The sequence below is a fragment of the Citrobacter sp. Cb080 genome (assembly GCF_030334745.1).
In the GTDB taxonomy this organism is placed as follows: domain Bacteria; phylum Pseudomonadota; class Gammaproteobacteria; order Enterobacterales; family Enterobacteriaceae; genus Citrobacter; species Citrobacter braakii.
The window spans coordinates 132,008-146,379 of record NZ_JAOWDG010000080.1 but is presented as its reverse complement, the minus strand read 5'-3'; the positions used below and the strand labels follow the sequence as shown (position 1 = coordinate 146,379).

Annotated in this window: 17 protein-coding genes and 3 tRNA genes; 5 read left to right on the top strand and 15 right to left on the bottom strand. The window is 49.6% G+C overall.

Annotation, left to right across the window (positions count from 1 at the left end):
• Positions 1-128: 128 nt before the first annotated feature.
• A complete protein-coding gene (gene cspA, locus OGV38_RS19575; protein ID WP_016153470.1) occupies positions 129-344 on the bottom strand; it encodes an RNA chaperone/antiterminator CspA in 216 nt (71 codons plus the stop codon).
• A 297-nt stretch (positions 345-641) separates the two neighbouring features.
• On the opposite strand from cspA, the gene cspH reads away from it, so the two are divergent.
• Both cspH and OGV38_RS25175 read left to right on the top strand, forming a co-directional pair.
• Positions 642-854 carry a cold shock-like protein CspH gene (gene cspH, locus OGV38_RS19570; protein ID WP_049040548.1) on the top strand — a complete coding sequence of 71 codons (213 nt, stop codon included), beginning with the start codon at positions 642-644 and terminating at the stop codon, positions 852-854.
• Between the two features lie 65 nt (positions 855-919).
• A complete protein-coding gene (locus tag OGV38_RS25175) occupies positions 920-1,009 on the top strand; it encodes a hypothetical protein (protein ID WP_016153471.1) in 90 nt (29 codons plus the stop codon).
• A gap of 238 nt (positions 1,010-1,247) precedes the next feature.
• On the opposite strand, the gene OGV38_RS19565 is transcribed toward OGV38_RS25175, so the two are convergent.
• The 6 genes from OGV38_RS19565 to uvrY form a co-directional block, all read right to left on the bottom strand.
• Positions 1,248-1,334, bottom strand: a tRNA-Leu gene (locus tag OGV38_RS19565).
• A 12-nt stretch (positions 1,335-1,346) separates the two neighbouring features.
• A tRNA-Cys gene (locus OGV38_RS19560) sits at positions 1,347-1,420 on the bottom strand.
• A gap of 51 nt (positions 1,421-1,471) precedes the next feature.
• Positions 1,472-1,547 (bottom strand) — tRNA-Gly (locus OGV38_RS19555).
• A 151-nt stretch (positions 1,548-1,698) separates the two neighbouring features.
• Positions 1,699-2,247 carry a CDP-diacylglycerol--glycerol-3-phosphate 3-phosphatidyltransferase gene (pgsA, locus tag OGV38_RS19550; protein ID WP_286474501.1) on the bottom strand — a complete coding sequence of 183 codons (549 nt, stop codon included), beginning with the start codon at positions 2,245-2,247 and terminating at the stop codon, positions 1,699-1,701.
• A 55-nt stretch (positions 2,248-2,302) separates the two neighbouring features.
• Positions 2,303-4,135: an excinuclease ABC subunit UvrC gene (uvrC, locus tag OGV38_RS19545; RefSeq protein WP_286474498.1), complete on the bottom strand. Its 1,833-nt coding sequence runs from the start codon at positions 4,133-4,135 to the stop codon at positions 2,303-2,305.
• Complete coding sequence (gene uvrY, locus OGV38_RS19540) at positions 4,132-4,788, bottom strand: UvrY/SirA/GacA family response regulator transcription factor (RefSeq protein ID WP_006684079.1); 657 nt, start codon at positions 4,786-4,788, stop codon at positions 4,132-4,134. Before uvrY ends, uvrC begins: the two co-directional genes overlap by 4 nt.
• Positions 4,789-5,083: 295 nt before the next feature.
• Between uvrY and OGV38_RS25170 the strand changes: the two genes are divergently transcribed.
• Together OGV38_RS25170 and OGV38_RS19535 are read left to right on the top strand one after the other, a co-directional pair.
• Positions 5,084-5,227 carry a hypothetical protein gene (locus tag OGV38_RS25170; protein WP_422856969.1) on the top strand — a complete coding sequence of 48 codons (144 nt, stop codon included), beginning with the start codon at positions 5,084-5,086 and terminating at the stop codon, positions 5,225-5,227.
• Between the two features lie 19 nt (positions 5,228-5,246).
• Entirely contained in the window at positions 5,247-5,471 is a 225-nt protein-coding gene (locus OGV38_RS19535; protein WP_016153474.1) for a DUF2594 family protein, read from the top strand.
• 66 nt (positions 5,472-5,537) lie between these two features.
• On the opposite strand, the gene sdiA is transcribed toward OGV38_RS19535, so the two are convergent.
• The 8 genes from sdiA to OGV38_RS19495 form a co-directional block, all read right to left on the bottom strand.
• The gene (gene sdiA / locus OGV38_RS19530; protein ID WP_016156833.1) at positions 5,538-6,260 is read right to left on the bottom strand and encodes a quorum-sensing transcriptional regulator SdiA; all 723 of its coding nucleotides are present in this window, start codon (positions 6,258-6,260) and stop codon (positions 5,538-5,540) included.
• Between the two features lie 231 nt (positions 6,261-6,491).
• Entirely contained in the window at positions 6,492-7,244 is a 753-nt protein-coding gene (gene tcyN, locus OGV38_RS19525; protein ID WP_003030477.1) for an L-cystine ABC transporter ATP-binding protein TcyN, read from the bottom strand.
• Positions 7,241-7,909, bottom strand: coding sequence for a cystine ABC transporter permease (tcyL, locus tag OGV38_RS19520; protein ID WP_003030474.1), 669 nt, complete (start codon positions 7,907-7,909; stop codon positions 7,241-7,243). The genes tcyN and tcyL overlap by 4 nt, the downstream gene beginning before the upstream one ends.
• Positions 7,910-7,930: 21 nt before the next feature.
• Complete coding sequence (gene dcyD, locus OGV38_RS19515) at positions 7,931-8,917, bottom strand: D-cysteine desulfhydrase (RefSeq protein ID WP_286474495.1); 987 nt, start codon at positions 8,915-8,917, stop codon at positions 7,931-7,933.
• 106 nt (positions 8,918-9,023) lie between these two features.
• On the bottom strand, positions 9,024-9,824 hold the full coding sequence (tcyJ, locus tag OGV38_RS19510; protein ID WP_016156835.1) for a cystine ABC transporter substrate-binding protein: 801 nt from the start codon (positions 9,822-9,824) through the stop codon (positions 9,024-9,026).
• Between the two features lie 100 nt (positions 9,825-9,924).
• A complete protein-coding gene (gene fliZ / locus OGV38_RS19505; protein ID WP_016153478.1) occupies positions 9,925-10,476 on the bottom strand; it encodes a flagella biosynthesis regulatory protein FliZ in 552 nt (183 codons plus the stop codon).
• A 57-nt stretch (positions 10,477-10,533) separates the two neighbouring features.
• Positions 10,534-11,253 (bottom strand): RNA polymerase sigma factor FliA, encoded by a 720-nt coding sequence (gene fliA, locus OGV38_RS19500; RefSeq protein ID WP_016153479.1) that lies wholly within the window; start codon positions 11,251-11,253, stop codon positions 10,534-10,536.
• A gap of 163 nt (positions 11,254-11,416) precedes the next feature.
• Positions 11,417-12,703: a FliC/FljB family flagellin gene (locus tag OGV38_RS19495; RefSeq protein ID WP_181500269.1), complete on the bottom strand. Its 1,287-nt coding sequence runs from the start codon at positions 12,701-12,703 to the stop codon at positions 11,417-11,419.
• A 255-nt stretch (positions 12,704-12,958) separates the two neighbouring features.
• Between OGV38_RS19495 and fliD the strand changes: the two genes are divergently transcribed.
• Complete coding sequence (gene fliD / locus OGV38_RS19490) at positions 12,959-14,359, top strand: flagellar filament capping protein FliD (RefSeq protein ID WP_019077067.1); 1,401 nt, start codon at positions 12,959-12,961, stop codon at positions 14,357-14,359.
• The last annotated feature ends 13 nt before the right edge of the window (positions 14,360-14,372 follow it).

Genomic DNA, 14,372 nt, shown 5'->3' with positions numbered 1-14,372 from the left:
CCGTTGCCCTGAATACCGGATCAGTAACATTTCATCTCTACTGACCCAACAATACATCCATTGCTTCTGTCAGTATGTCTACTCAGGCTTTAGCCTTCTTCGTTATCGCATACAGACAAAAAAAGGATTTACTCTGTAATAACTACATTGCCAGCAACCGGACCTTTAGTACCATTCTCAATGGAGTAAGAGACTTTTTGCCCTTCAAACAAGGTGCGGAAATTATCGCTCTGGATAGCAGAAAAATGTACAAATAAATCTTTACTACCGTCAACAGGAGAAATAAAACCGAATCCCTTATCGGCATTAAACCATTTTACTAAACCATTCATCTTTTTTGACATTTTGTATTCCTTAATTTGGCCTTCCGGCGAACATGGTTTTATTACAGAAACTACTTAGTGCTTAGTGGGGAGACTCAAAGAAGGGATAAATATAAAACACCTGAAATGAGAACTGCTTTAGTAAACTACTTTGTATTTTGTCTGTTCTTCAAACCGACGCGACCATTAACGCACGGGCGTATATAATAATCAATGTTTATTTTAGCTATCCAGATCTCACGATAGCTGAAAAATATTTCTGGCATTATCCAGGGGTATGTGTATAGTGCAACACGTTATTAGCTTTAAGGAATTTTTTTGTCTCGTAAAATGACAGGAATTGTCAAAGCCTTTGACTGCAAGAGCGGTAAAGGCCTTATCTCCCCCTCCGATGGTCGCAAAGATGTACAGCTTCACATTTCAGCCTTAAGTCTCCGTGACTCAGAAGTACTCATCCCCGGATTACGCGTTGAGTTTTGTCGAATAAATGGTCTTCGAGGCCCCTCGGCTGCGAACGTTTATCTCTCATGACCTGTAGCCGCCCCTCCTGACTTCTGGAATCATAAAAGAGAATTTCAAAACAGGGAGAGTTTCATATGTATCAGAAAATCTATCTCAACGACTGGCTGACGGGCCTTAAGAGCTCATGCTGCACGCTGATAGTAACTCTGCTTGTTTTCATCTAACCTGTTAGTTCAAGACCGGTAAGAGTTGCAATAGCGTTGGCGTATCTATGTTGAGCCCGTCAGGGTGATATGCTTGCATTACACCCCAAATGCCTGTGATGTACATAGGATGAAAGCCAGGGGATTTCTGAGCTTGAAGGTTCGCTGAGCGAGAAGCGAGAAATTTCAGGCACAAAAAAACCACCCGTAGGTGGTTTCACGACACTGCTTATTGCTTTGATTATTCTATTCTTTCCCATGGTACCCGGAGTGGGACTTGAACCCACACAGCGCGAACGCCGAGGGATTTTAAATCCCTTGTGTCTACCGATTCCACCATCCGGGCTCGGGAAGAAATTGGAGGCGCGTTCCGGAGTCGAACCGGACTAGACGGATTTGCAATCCGCTACATAACCGCTTTGCTAACGCGCCGAAATCTTCTGGCTTTTCAGCCGACATCCGCTATTGCCGATGTCTTTAATTTGGAGCGGGAAACGAGACTCGAACTCGCGACCCCGACCTTGGCAAGGTCGTGCTCTACCAACTGAGCTATTCCCGCATCACCAAGTAACTTTGTTAATCACTTGATTTTGTTATCGTCTGGCAATCAGTGCTGCCGTTCGATGCGTTGCATTCTACTTACCTGACGCAATGAGTCAACGATATTTTTCACCACTGACGATCGTTTGCTGAAATTTGCGCCGAAACGATCACTGTTCAAGCAAATCTCCCCACGCAGCGCTCAAATACTGGAACATTGACCACAACGTCAGTATCGCGGCGACGAAGAAAAGTGCGATCCCGGCGTACTCTACCCAAATATTTGGACGCCACAGCAGCCATGCGAGCGCGGCCATTTGCGAAGTGGTTTTCACTTTGCCGATCCAGGACACCGCCACACTGCTACGTTTACCCAGTTCAGCCATCCACTCACGCAGCGCAGAGATAATAATTTCACGCGCAATCATCGTGGCGGCAGGAAGCGTTACCCACCAGCTGTGATAGTGCTCGGTCACCAGCACCATCGCGATAGCCACCAGTACCTTATCAGCCACCGGATCGAGGAAGGCGCCAAAACGCGTGCTTTGGTTCCAGCGACGCGCCAGATAGCCGTCAAACCAGTCGGTGACCGCCGCAATACAGAAGATCAGCGCACAAACGAAGGGAGTCCAGGTGAATGGCAGATAAAAAGCCAATACAAAGAATGGGATCAGGATGACGCGAAACAGCGTGAGCAACGTAGGGATATTAAATTGCATATGACGGATAACTATCTGTTGTCAGTAAAATTACCCCTATGTTGCTACAGAGGGCCTAATGTTTCAACGAGTAGAAGATCTTTTCTGCCAGAGCTTGCGAAATACCCGGCACTTTTGCAATTTCTTCAATACTCGCGTTACGAAGACCTTGCAAACCGCCCATATATTTCAACAACATCTGCCGACGCTTCGGCCCGACACCTTCAATAGTCTCCAGCGTGCTGGTACTTTTCACCTTCGCCCGTTTTTTACGGTGCCCGCTAATTGCATGATCGTGAGATTCATCGCGGATATGCTGGATAACGTGCAATGCAGGCGAATCCGGCGGTAGGCTAAAGCCCTCACCTTCCGGCTCAAAGAACAGCGTTTCCAGGCCTGCTTTACGATCGGCCCCTTTTGCCACACCCAACAAAAGCGGGTGCTGTTTGTCCCAGGGAACGTCCAGCTCAGCAAACACGGCTTTCGCCTGCCCCAGTTGACCTTTCCCGCCGTCGATCAATATGACGTCCGGAATCTTACTTTCTTCAATCGCCTTACCGTAGCGCCGACGGAGAACCTGATTCATTGCCGCATAATCATCACCCGGCGTAATACCCGTGATGTTATAGCGGCGATACTCGGCGCGCAGTGGTCCATTGGCATCGAATACCACGCAGGAGGCTACCGTCTGCTCGCCCATCGTGTGGCTGATATCAAAGCACTCCATGCGTTTCACTGCGGGTAACTTGAGTACTGATGCCAGCGCCGTCAGGCGTTGAGTAATGGTCGACTGCTGGGAAAGTTTTGTGGTTAACGCCACCGCCGCGTTGGTACGCGCCAACTTCAGATACCGCGCGCGATCGCCTCGCGGTTTCGTCTGAACGTTGATCTTCCGCCCGGCCAGCTCAGACAAAGAGTCTGCCAGCAGGGTTTTATCGCTAAGATTAAAATCGAGCAGGATCTCACCGGGTAAGGTGCGCATCTGACTTCCCTGCAGATAAAACTGTCCGACAAAGGTTTCAACGACCTCGCCGAGTTCTGTTCCACCAGGTACTTTCGGGAAATAGCTACGACTGCCTAACACTTTACCCTGGCGAATAAACAGCACGTGCACACAGGCCATGCCGGCGTCAAACGCCACGCCGATGACGTCCAGATCGTCTCCGGTATTAGAGACAAACTGTTTTTCGGTCACGCGGCGTACGGCCTGAATTTGGTCACGAATGCGAGCAGCCTCTTCAAACTCGAGATTTTGGCTGGCCTTTTCCATCCGGGCGATCAGCTGCGTTAATACCTGATCGTCTTTCCCGGACAGGAACAGACGAACGTAATCAACCTGCTGCGCATACTCTTCCTCACTCACCAGGCCCGCCACACACGGACCGAGGCAGCGGCCAATCTGATATTGCAGACAGGGCCGCGAGCGATTGCGATAAACACTATTTTCGCACTGACGAATAGGGAAGATTTTCTGCAGCAACGCCAGCGTTTCGCGTACGGCGTAGCCGTTAGGAAACAGTCCAAAGTACTCGCCTTTGGCATGCCTGGCCCCGCGATGCATTGCCAGGCGAGGATGGGTATCGCCGCTGAGGAAAATAAAAGGATAGGATTTATCGTCGCGCAGCAAAACGTTATAACGCGGCTGATACAGCTTGATGTAGTTGTGCTCAAGCAATAACGCCTCGGTTTCGGTGTGCGTTACCGTGACATCAATCTGCTGTATTTGCGCGACCAGTGCTTCGGTCTTACGCGATGCGAGGTTGCTACGGAAGTAGCTGGAAAGCCTTTTTTTCAGGTCTTTCGCTTTCCCGACGTAGATGACCGTCCCGGCGTCATCATACATACGATAAACGCCGGGCTGACTGGTCACGGTTTTCAGGAACGCTTTGGCATCAAACTGATCGGTCACTGGCTTGTTAATGTCTCCGCATTACACAGGCCATGGCGAATTGCCAGGTGAGTCAGCTCAACATCGCCGTGAATGTTTAATTTACTGAACATTCGATAGCGATAGCTGTTCACCGTTTTAGGACTAAGATTCAGTTGCTCTGAGATCTCATTGACCTTCTGACCTTTGGTGATCATCAGCATAATCTGCAACTCACGTTCAGACAAACTGGCAAACGGGGTTTCCGTTTTCTCAGGCTCAATCTGGCTAAGCGCCATCTGCTGAGCGATATCGGAGGCAATATAACGTTGGCCAGAATAAACCGAACGAATCGCACTCACGACCTCCTGGGGCGCAGCCCCCTTACTGAGATAGCCCGCGGCTCCCGCCTGCATGACTTTTGCAGGTAACGGGTTTTCGGTATGGACAGTCAGCATGATCACTTTAATGTCAGCCGTTGAACGCGCAATTTTACGCGTTGCCTCAAGGCCACCAATACCGGGCATATTCATGTCCATCAGCACAACGTCTACGGAATTTGAGCGGCACCATTTTACCGCATCTTCACCGCAGCACGCCTCGCCGACAACTTTAATGCCTTTTATATCTTCAAGAATGCGTCGTATCCCTGCGCGCACCAGTTCGTGGTCATCAACAAGAAAAACGTTGATCAAAGGAATATCTCCAGAATAGGGATAACGCTACCGATAGTTAATCGGTCCTATGTTAACGGGTTTTATCTCAACTTTGAAATGTAAAAATCGCCGTCTTTCGATTTTGCTCTCGTTTTTGGAAATTAGAAGGTACGACGAGTGGAAACTTTCTGTTATGGCAACCTTTTGCCACGGTTATATCTGCATAGCTGTTTCAGAATAGTGACAAAAAATTCATATTCGTCCATTGAATGCAAAATAGGCAGCTAAAGTTGTAACAATAATTAACGAGTAAAATACTCGAAATAAACAACAGGTGGAGAAAATATATGCAGCGCAACATGTTGTTTATTTTAATGTCCGCGACTTATGTTTGCGCAGAAAACAACCGCTGATATTTTTAGCCTCGCTTATGGTATACTCCGGCGCCTTAAGATTTGACATCGCACTTTTTCATTGAAACATAACGAGGAAAATAAATGAGTACGCCTGACTTTTCCACTGCTGAGAATAACCAGGAACTGGCCAATGAAGTCACCTGCCTGAAAGCCATGTTAACGCTGATGCTGCAGGCAATGGGCCAAGCCGATGCAGGGCGCGTGATTCTTAAAATGGAAAAACAGATCGCGCTGATTGAAGATCAATCACAGGCTGCGGTATTTTCCAGCACTGTTAAGCAAATTAAACAGGCCTACCGCCAGTAATAAGAACCCGGCTGACAGCGATGCTCTCAGCCGGGTTTGCGTCTGACACTCAGAACGATAATTTACTCAGATCAGCCCGGTTGCCGCGGCATAACAGGCGATCTGCGTTTTGTTGGGTGCATTAAATTTCTTTTGCATATTTTTCTGGTGAAAGTTAACGGTATTTTCAGAAATCGACAGAATTATCGCTATCTCTGAAGAGGTTTTCCCCTCTGCCGTCCATTTCAATATCTCTTTTTCCCGCTTGCTAAAGCGCATCTCTGGCGCCATGACCATGTCATCTTGCAGCCGCGTCAGTACCGACAAGCTTTCCCGCACCAGCAGTTGCATCCTGAGCTCTACCTCATCGTTTGCAAAGCGACTATTACGGACACTCGCACGCGATACCGATAAAAAACCCAACGCCCGATTAGGCAACATTAAGCATTGCGTCATCCCTTTACGTAAACCGTGATTGCGCGCGGCATCCCACAGGGGCTGTGCATCGCGAAATAAGGTATCGTTCCAGGGTAAATGCCCCTGACTGAAGTTTTCAGGCTTCAGCACCGGATCAATAGCGAAATAATTCTCGGACTGATAATGCGCCACCCATGCTTTGGGATAGGTCGTGTGAAGCGACGTTTTAGGTCGGGTAAAAGGTACGGGATGACGAACACAGAGCGCGTAAAAATCGAACTCTAAATGCTGCGTCTGTTGTTGTAATTCATTATAGACATCCTCTGCCGTCGCCATTTCCTGAAAGCGTAACAGCATACTCCGTCGCCAGGTGAAGAAATCATGACCCTGCATACTAAGTGGTAATACCCCTGAGATTGATAATCATCCAAACATATGAAACAAGCTAACACATAAATGTATTTTATATATGCAAATTATCGGACAAATGAACAATTACTTGAGCATTACTCAACGGCGGCAGGAAGTAACAGTATTGGGAGTTAATAATAAAGCAATAATTATAAATAGTTATGCGAACAACACTCGTCAAAAAACAATTTCGACGAGTGCTGCATGCACTATTTATTGCATCAGAAACTTTTCAAGAAACTGACGGGTTCGCGGCTGCTGCGGATGCGTGAATAAGGATTTAGCTGGCCCCTGCTCCACTATCCGTCCTTGATCCATAAATATCGCCCGATCGGCAACGTCGCGCGCAAAGCTCATTTCATGCGTCACAATCACCATGGTGCGTTTTTCCTGCGCCAGTTGGCGGATGGTATTAAGTACCTCACCAACCAGTTCAGGATCAAGCGCGGAGGTCGGTTCATCAAAAAGAATAACCTCAGGTCGCATCGCCAACGCCCGGGCAATAGCCACGCGCTGCTGCTGCCCGCCGGACAAACGCCGCGGATAGCTGGTTTCTTTACCAGCTAACCCGACTTTCGCCAGCAGTTCGCGCGCACGGGCTGTCGCTTCGGCTTTCGGTTCGCCTTTAACAATCACCGGACCTTCAATAATGTTTTCCAGCACCGTGCGATGCGGGAACAAATTAAAGTTCTGGAACACAAAGCCCACGTGCTGGCGCAACTGACGAATCAGACCTTTCTGCTGAGTTAACGAACGCGCGGTATCAATGGTAATCTCACCCACCTTAATGGTGCCCGCCTCGGGTTGCTCCAGCAAATTAATGCTGCGCAGCAGCGTCGTTTTGCCCGAACCGCTCGGCCCGATAATCGCCACAACTTCACCGGGTTTGACGTCAAGATCGATCCCATGCAGCACCGTTTGCCCATGGAATTTTTTGACCAGGTTTCTGACTTCGATAGCACTCATTTCGGCTCTCTCTCCTGGCGATTCAGTTGCTCTTCAAAATAGTTTTGCAGTGCAGAAAGCACCGTCGCCATCACCCAATAAATCAACGAGGCTGCCAGATACATCGTGAATACCTCCAGCGTACGCGAGGTAATCAACTGCGCCTGACGGAACAGTTCCGGTACCTGAATAGTCGCGGCCAGAGAGGTGTCTTTCACCAGGCTAATAAAGCTGTTACTCAGCGGCGGGAGTGCAACCCGCGCAGCCTGCGGCAGGATTGCCCGGCGCATGGTTTGCCACCGCGTCATACCAATACTGGCGCCCGCTTCCCACTGCCCTTTATCGATGGAGGAGATTGCCGCACGCAGCGTTTCCGCAGCGTAGGCCGCCGTATTAAGCGATAAGCCAATCATCGCCGCCGGAATAGGATCAAGCTCAATACCAAACTGCGGCAGACCGTAATAGATCATGAACAGTTGGGCAATCAACGGCGTTCCGCGAAAGATAGAGATATAAAAGCGCGCCAGCCAGCGCACAGGCAGCAGCGGCGACAGACGCATCAGCGCCAGGATAAAACCCAGCACGAGGCCAAAGAACATCCCACCGATACTCAGTTGCAGCGTAAACACTGCGCCCTTGAGCAGATACGGCAGAGAATCAATCACCAGTTGGATACTTTCATGCATTAGCGTTTTTCTACCTGGTCGTTACACGTGAGGATGGTAGGCAAACAGCGCAGGCGCCCCACCAGTATGAATAAAGAGAATTGGCCCTTCATCCTTGAAGCGTTTCTGGCTGATGCCATCAATCAGACCCGCCATCGCCTTGCCGGTATACACCGGATCCAACAAAATGCCTTCCAGACGCGCCAGCAGTTTTATCGCCTCCATGCCCTCTTCGTTTGGCGTACCGTAGCCCGGCGCATAATAATCGTCCCATAACAGGATTTCCGCTGAGGCCGTCAGTTCCAGCTCCCGGGCAATATCCTGCTGCAGTGCAACAACTTTGGGCTTTTGATCCGCCACGCTGCGTGAGACGGTCACGCCGATGAGTTCGACGTCTGGCATCAATTGCTCCAGGCCCACGGCCAGTCCGGCATGGGTTCCCGCACTGCCCGAGGCCACCACTACGGAAGAGAGCGAAACGGCCCCTTCACACTGTTGGGCAATTTCCAGCGCGCTTTCCACATAGCCCAGCGCACCCAGTGCATTGGAACCCCCAACCGGGATCACATACGGGCGGAACCCTTGCGCTTCAATCCGCGTCGCCAGATCCTGCAGCTGTGCATTCGGGTCGGTCAGCGCATCGCACATTTCAATTTGCGTATTAAACAGGTCCAACAGCAGACGGTTGCCATTGGTGAGATAGTTTTCGGCAGTGGTGCCTATCGGATTTTCCAACAGCGCCACGCAGTGCAGGCCAAGCTTAGCGGCGACCGCCGCCGTCTGGCGAACGTGGTTAGACTGAATCGCACCCGCGGTTGTCAGCGTATCCGCGCCTTCACGCAGCGCGTCTGCGGCCAGAAACTCCAGCTTACGCAGCTTATTGCCGCCCATAGCCATCGGCGTGACGTCATCGCGTTTAATGAAAATATCACGCCCGAGGTAAGCTGAGAGGCGCGGAAGATATTCGAGTGGCGTTGGCGCGCCAATAAATTCCAGACGTGGAAAGCGCGTTAAATTATGCAGCGGCATACAGCCTCCGGTATTCGTTGTTGTGGTGTTCTTTTATTATGCACGTTCAGGCGCAATGAAATAAAAAAAGGCGCTGTTAAAGGCGCCTTTTTTCATCAGATGACGATTATTTCGTCACATCTGCTCCAAACCATTTTTCAGACAGGGCTTTCAGCGAACCGTCTTTCTGCATTTCAGCAATGGCTGCATCCACCGCTTTCAGCAGATCTTCATTGCCTTTACGCAGCGCCACGCCGGACTCCTGGCGGGAGAATGCTTCACCGGTAACGGCCAGCGTATCCTTGGTTTTTTTCACCAGATCCAGCGCGGCCAGACGGTCAACCAGGATGGCGTCGATACGACCTACGCGCAGATCCTGATATTTGGTCGGGTCATCATCATAGGTACGAATATCCACGCCCTGCACGTTCTGGCGCAGCCACTCTTCATAGTTGGTTCCCAGACCCACGCCGACTTTTTTACCTTTCAGATCGGCAGCAGTCTTAATAACGCCCTCATTGCCTTTCTTCACCAGCGCCTGGATACCAGAGACCGTATACGGGGTAGAGAAATCGTATTTTTTCTTACGATCATCAGAGATAGTCACCTGGTTGATGACCACGTCAATGCGTTTGGAATCAAGAGAAGCCAGCATACCGTCCCATTTGGTCGGCTTCAGCGTGGCTTTCACTCCAAGATGCTTGGCCAGTTCCTCGGCAAACTCCACTTCGAAACCGGTCAGCTTGCCGTCATCGCCCTGAAAACTAAACGGGGGATAGGTCCCTTCCAGGCCCACCAGCAGCGTGCCGCGCTCTTTAACTTTATTTAACAGACCTTCATCTGCATAAGTCTTCACGCTCATTCCGGCGACAAGTGCAACAGCCATTACACCCATCAGAGCCTGACGTCCCAGAAGTGCTAATTTCATAGTTACCCCGAATATTGTCATTAGTGACTATCATTTATGACTACAGTGTAAAGCGTTTGCCGTGATCCACAAACACGACTCTGTTACACCTTATTCGTTTTTAATATATATCAGAACTGGCTGTCCAGGAGGATTTCTGCATATGTCCCATATGCGTATGGGCTTTAAACTGCTCATACTTACGCAAGGCAATGCGGTAATTGTTGGTGCTGGTTTCCGGCAGCCACGGGGCAAGGTTTTCGTCGAGAAACCCTTCCTGCAGCAGATCGTGAGAGATATTTTGTTCGGTCAGATGATTCCCGAGGCGACGCAGGCGCACAACGTATTCGCGTACCGTGCCGTGACTCATTTCGGTCTGCTCGAATAAAAATTGCTTGAAGCCGATAATGTCAAAAAAGTCGCTCTGCTCTTTGCAGTGCAAATCACCACAAAAACGACACAGCGCCACCCACTCTTTTTTCTCCTGTTCCCACTCTGCTTCATTCAGCAACGTGTCCAGTCGGGCGATGGCGATTTTATTCACAATTTGCCCGCGGCGAACCAGCGTGATCCTGTCGAGCAACTTAAAGCAATGGGCGCAATGCGTCTGGCTGTGTTTGAAATCTTTGAGGTAGCGGCTTAGAGGCCGTCTTTTTGATTGCTGCACCGTCATGAGAACTCCTGGTAGTCAATTCGTAATGCGGCATTGTTCAGGGGTAATGGTGTACCCCTATAGCTTACCCAGCTTGGTGCGTAGACGTTTGATGGCCTGACTGTGCAACTGGCTAACCCGTGACTCCCCCACTTCCAGTACCGCGCCAATCTCTTTCAGATTCAGCTCTTCCTGGTAGTACAGCGTTAACACCAGCTTTTCGCGTTCCGGCAACGCTTCGATCGCGTCCATCACGCGCTGGCGGAGGTTACCCTCAAGTAGCTGCTGTAACGGGTTTTCCTGCTGATGTTCTTCCGTCACCAGCTCAATACTATCGCCATGCTCTTCCCGCCACTCGTCGTAGGAGAAGAGTTGGCTATTATTGGTATCAAGCAACATCTGACGATACTCTTGCACAGGAATAGCCAGACGCTCCGCCACTTCGGTTTCCGTCGCGTTACGCCCTAATTCCTGCTCCAGTTGCCCCATCGCCTGTGCCACTTCGCGAGCATTGCGCCGAACGCTACGCGGCACCCAATCCCGGCTACGTAGTTCGTCCAGCATCGCTCCACGAATACGCTGCACTGCGTAAGTGGTAAATGCCGTTCCTTGCAAAGCGTCATATCGGTCGACTGCATTCAATAACCCGATGCCGCCCGCTTGTAGCAGGTCATCCAGTTCTACGCTCGCCGGCAAACGCACCTGAAGGCGCAATGCTTCGTGACGCACCAACGGTACATAACGCTGCCACAGCGAGTGTTTATCCATTACACCTTCAGCGGTATACAGTGAATTCACGATAAACAGCCCTGCGTTAAATGAGTTATCGGCATGATTATCCGTTTCTGCAGGGGTTTTAATCGGGTGAATAGTGGGTGAAATGAGGGGTTATTTGGGGGGTTACGGGTAAAGCTGAATGTAAAAAACCCCGCCGGAGCGGGGTTTGCGCGATAAGTATAAATTAACGCAGCAGAGACAGAACGTTCTGCGTGGTCTGGTTAGCCTGTGCCAGAACAGAAGTACCCGCCTGTTGCAGGATCTGAGCACGAGACATGTTAGACACTTCGGTCGCGTAGTCGGAATCTTCGATACGGCTACGGGCAGAGGAAAGGTTGTTTACAGTGTTACCCAGGTTAGTGATTGCAGATTCGAAACGGTTCTGAATAGCACCCAGGGAGCTACGGAACTGGTCTACGTCAGACAACGCTTTATCAATTTTCTTCAACGGATCCGTTGTTCCTAAGGACAGAACATTGGTCCCTTCAGTTACCACGCCAGCAGCTGTAATAGAGGCATCTTTATACGATTCAACACCGTTGCCATCTACAGACTTAACAGCATATGCTGCATTACCAGACTGATCTTTGTATGTAACCAAGGATTTATTAGCAGCAGTTAATGCCGTAGTATCCGCAGTAACGTCTTTACCCACTTCGGTAACAGTGGTCAATGTTAACCCTGTGGTGCTGGAAGCTGGGTTACGGCTATCAATGGATACTTTACCTGTTTTATTGTCAACAGTCGCCGCGTAATACGTTGTACCATTATCCGCTGTTGCGTAGTATTTGCCTGATTTGTCTTGAGCTAACTTAACATCACCAGCAGTTGCACCTGCAAAATCGACCTTACCAGCGCCTGTATTTACGTCACTGAAATCAGCTTGTGCCAAAGTAGAACGGATGTTAATGGTGTCACCATTATTAACTGTTTTACCCGTTCTAGAGATATTTAGATCAGCCAGCCCAAGGGTAGTGCTATCGATTTTTTTCAGATCGATAGTAATAGTTTCATTATCTTTTGCACCAACCTGAATAGTCAACTGACCGTCCTGGTTCAGAACTTTTTTACCGTTGAAGTCGGTTTGCTCGGAAACACGGTTGATTTCTGCCAGGCGCTGATTAATTTCGTCCTGGATAGAAGACAGGTCGGAATCAGAGTTGGAGCCGTTCGCTGCCTGTACAGACAGTTCACGAACACGCTGCAGGTTGTTGTTGATTTCAGACAGCGCGCCTTCTGTGGTCTGTGCAACGGAGATACCGTCGTTGGCGTTACGGGACGCCTGAGTCAGACCTTTGATGTTAGCGGTGAAACGGTTTGCAATCGCCTGACCAGCAGCATCGTCTTTCGCGCTGTTGATACGCAGACCAGAGGACAGACGCTCGATAGCGGAGCCCAGAGCGGACTGAGATTTGTTCAGGTTGTTTTGGGTCAACAGCGACAGGCTGTTTGTATTGATGACTTGTGCCATGATCTTTTCCTTATCAATTACAACTTGATGTTATTGGGCTGTTGCCCACGGTTTCTCACCGTAACCCATGTATCGGCACCTTAATTTCGAACTTTAGAAAATTTTTACTTTCTGTCGTTTTTTTTCTTAGCCCGCGAAATACCCTCTATATGCACCACTATTCCGCGCATTATTTTGACAAAACTATCATTAAACTTTGCGCGCAGATTGCCGATAACCCGCATAACAATTGTTTGCAATCACAAGGAATCGGGCATGGCTTCATTTACATCATTAGGCGTAGGCTCAGGCTTACCACTGGACACGTTGCTAAACAACCTGACTATTGCTGAGAAAAAACGTCTAAATCCAATTACTCAGCAACAGACCGACAATACTGCCCGTCTGACGGCTTACGGTACGCTGAAGAGTGCGCTGGAAAAGTTCCAGACGGCCAATACCGCGTTAAATAAACCGGAGTTGTTCAGAAGCAGTAATGTGACGAGCAGTACTGAAGACCTGAAAGTCACCACCGAAGCAGGCGCGGCACCGGGTATTTATACCATCAGCGTCACGCAACTGGCACAGGCACAATCGTTGAGCACCACATCGGTGGCCTCAAACAAAGAGGCTCTGGGTGATGGCTCCGCCACGCGTACCATTAAAATTGAGCAGCCGGGCCGTAAAGAGCCGCTGGAGATTAAACTCTCCCAAGATAAGACCACGCTGGATGATATCAGCAAGGCAATTAACGATACCGATAGCGGTATCTCCGCCAGTATCGTGAAGGTGAAAGACGGCGAGTTCAAACTGGTGCTGACCGCAGCAGAAGGTCTGGACAGCAAGATGACCATCTCTGTTGAGGGCGACAGCAAGCTTAACGATATGCTGGCTTACGACAGCACGACCGGTACAGGAAAAATGACTGAGCTGGTTCAGGCCCAGAACTCCAAGCTCACGATGAACGGTATCGATATTGAACGTCAAAGCAACAAAGTCACCGATGCCCCGCAGGGTGTTACGCTGGAACTGACCAAAAAAGTTACCGACGCGCGCGTAACGGTGACGAAAAGCAATGAGAAAGCCACGGAAGCGATTAAAGGTTGGGTGGATGCCTATAACTCACTGATCGATACCTTTAATACGCTGACCAAATATAAAGCCGTAGATGCAGGAGCGGAAGTTCAGGACAAAGACAACGGCGCGCTGGTCGGTGACAGCGTAGTACGTACGATTCAGACAGGCATTCGTGCACAGTTTGCTAACTCCGGTGCTGAAGGTGCCTTTAAGACACTGAATGAAATCGGCATCAAACAAGATGGCAAAACCGGCAAGATGTCCATCGATGATACCAAGCTGAAAAAAGCGCTGGATGAAAACACCGCCTCTGTTCGCGAACTGCTGGCTGGCGACGGTAAAGAAACCGGCATCACCACCAAAATTGCCGCTGAAGTAAAAAGCTATCTCGCCGATGACGGCATTATCGATAATGCGCAAGACAGCATTAACGCCACGCTGAAAAAACTGACCAAACAATATCTGTCAGTTAGCGCCAGCATTGACGACATGGTTGCGCGTTATACGGCGCAGTTTACCCAGCTTGATAGCATGATGAGCAAACTGAATAACACCAGTACCTATCTGGGCCAACAATTTACAGCGATGAATAAATCCTGATAACACGAGGTAA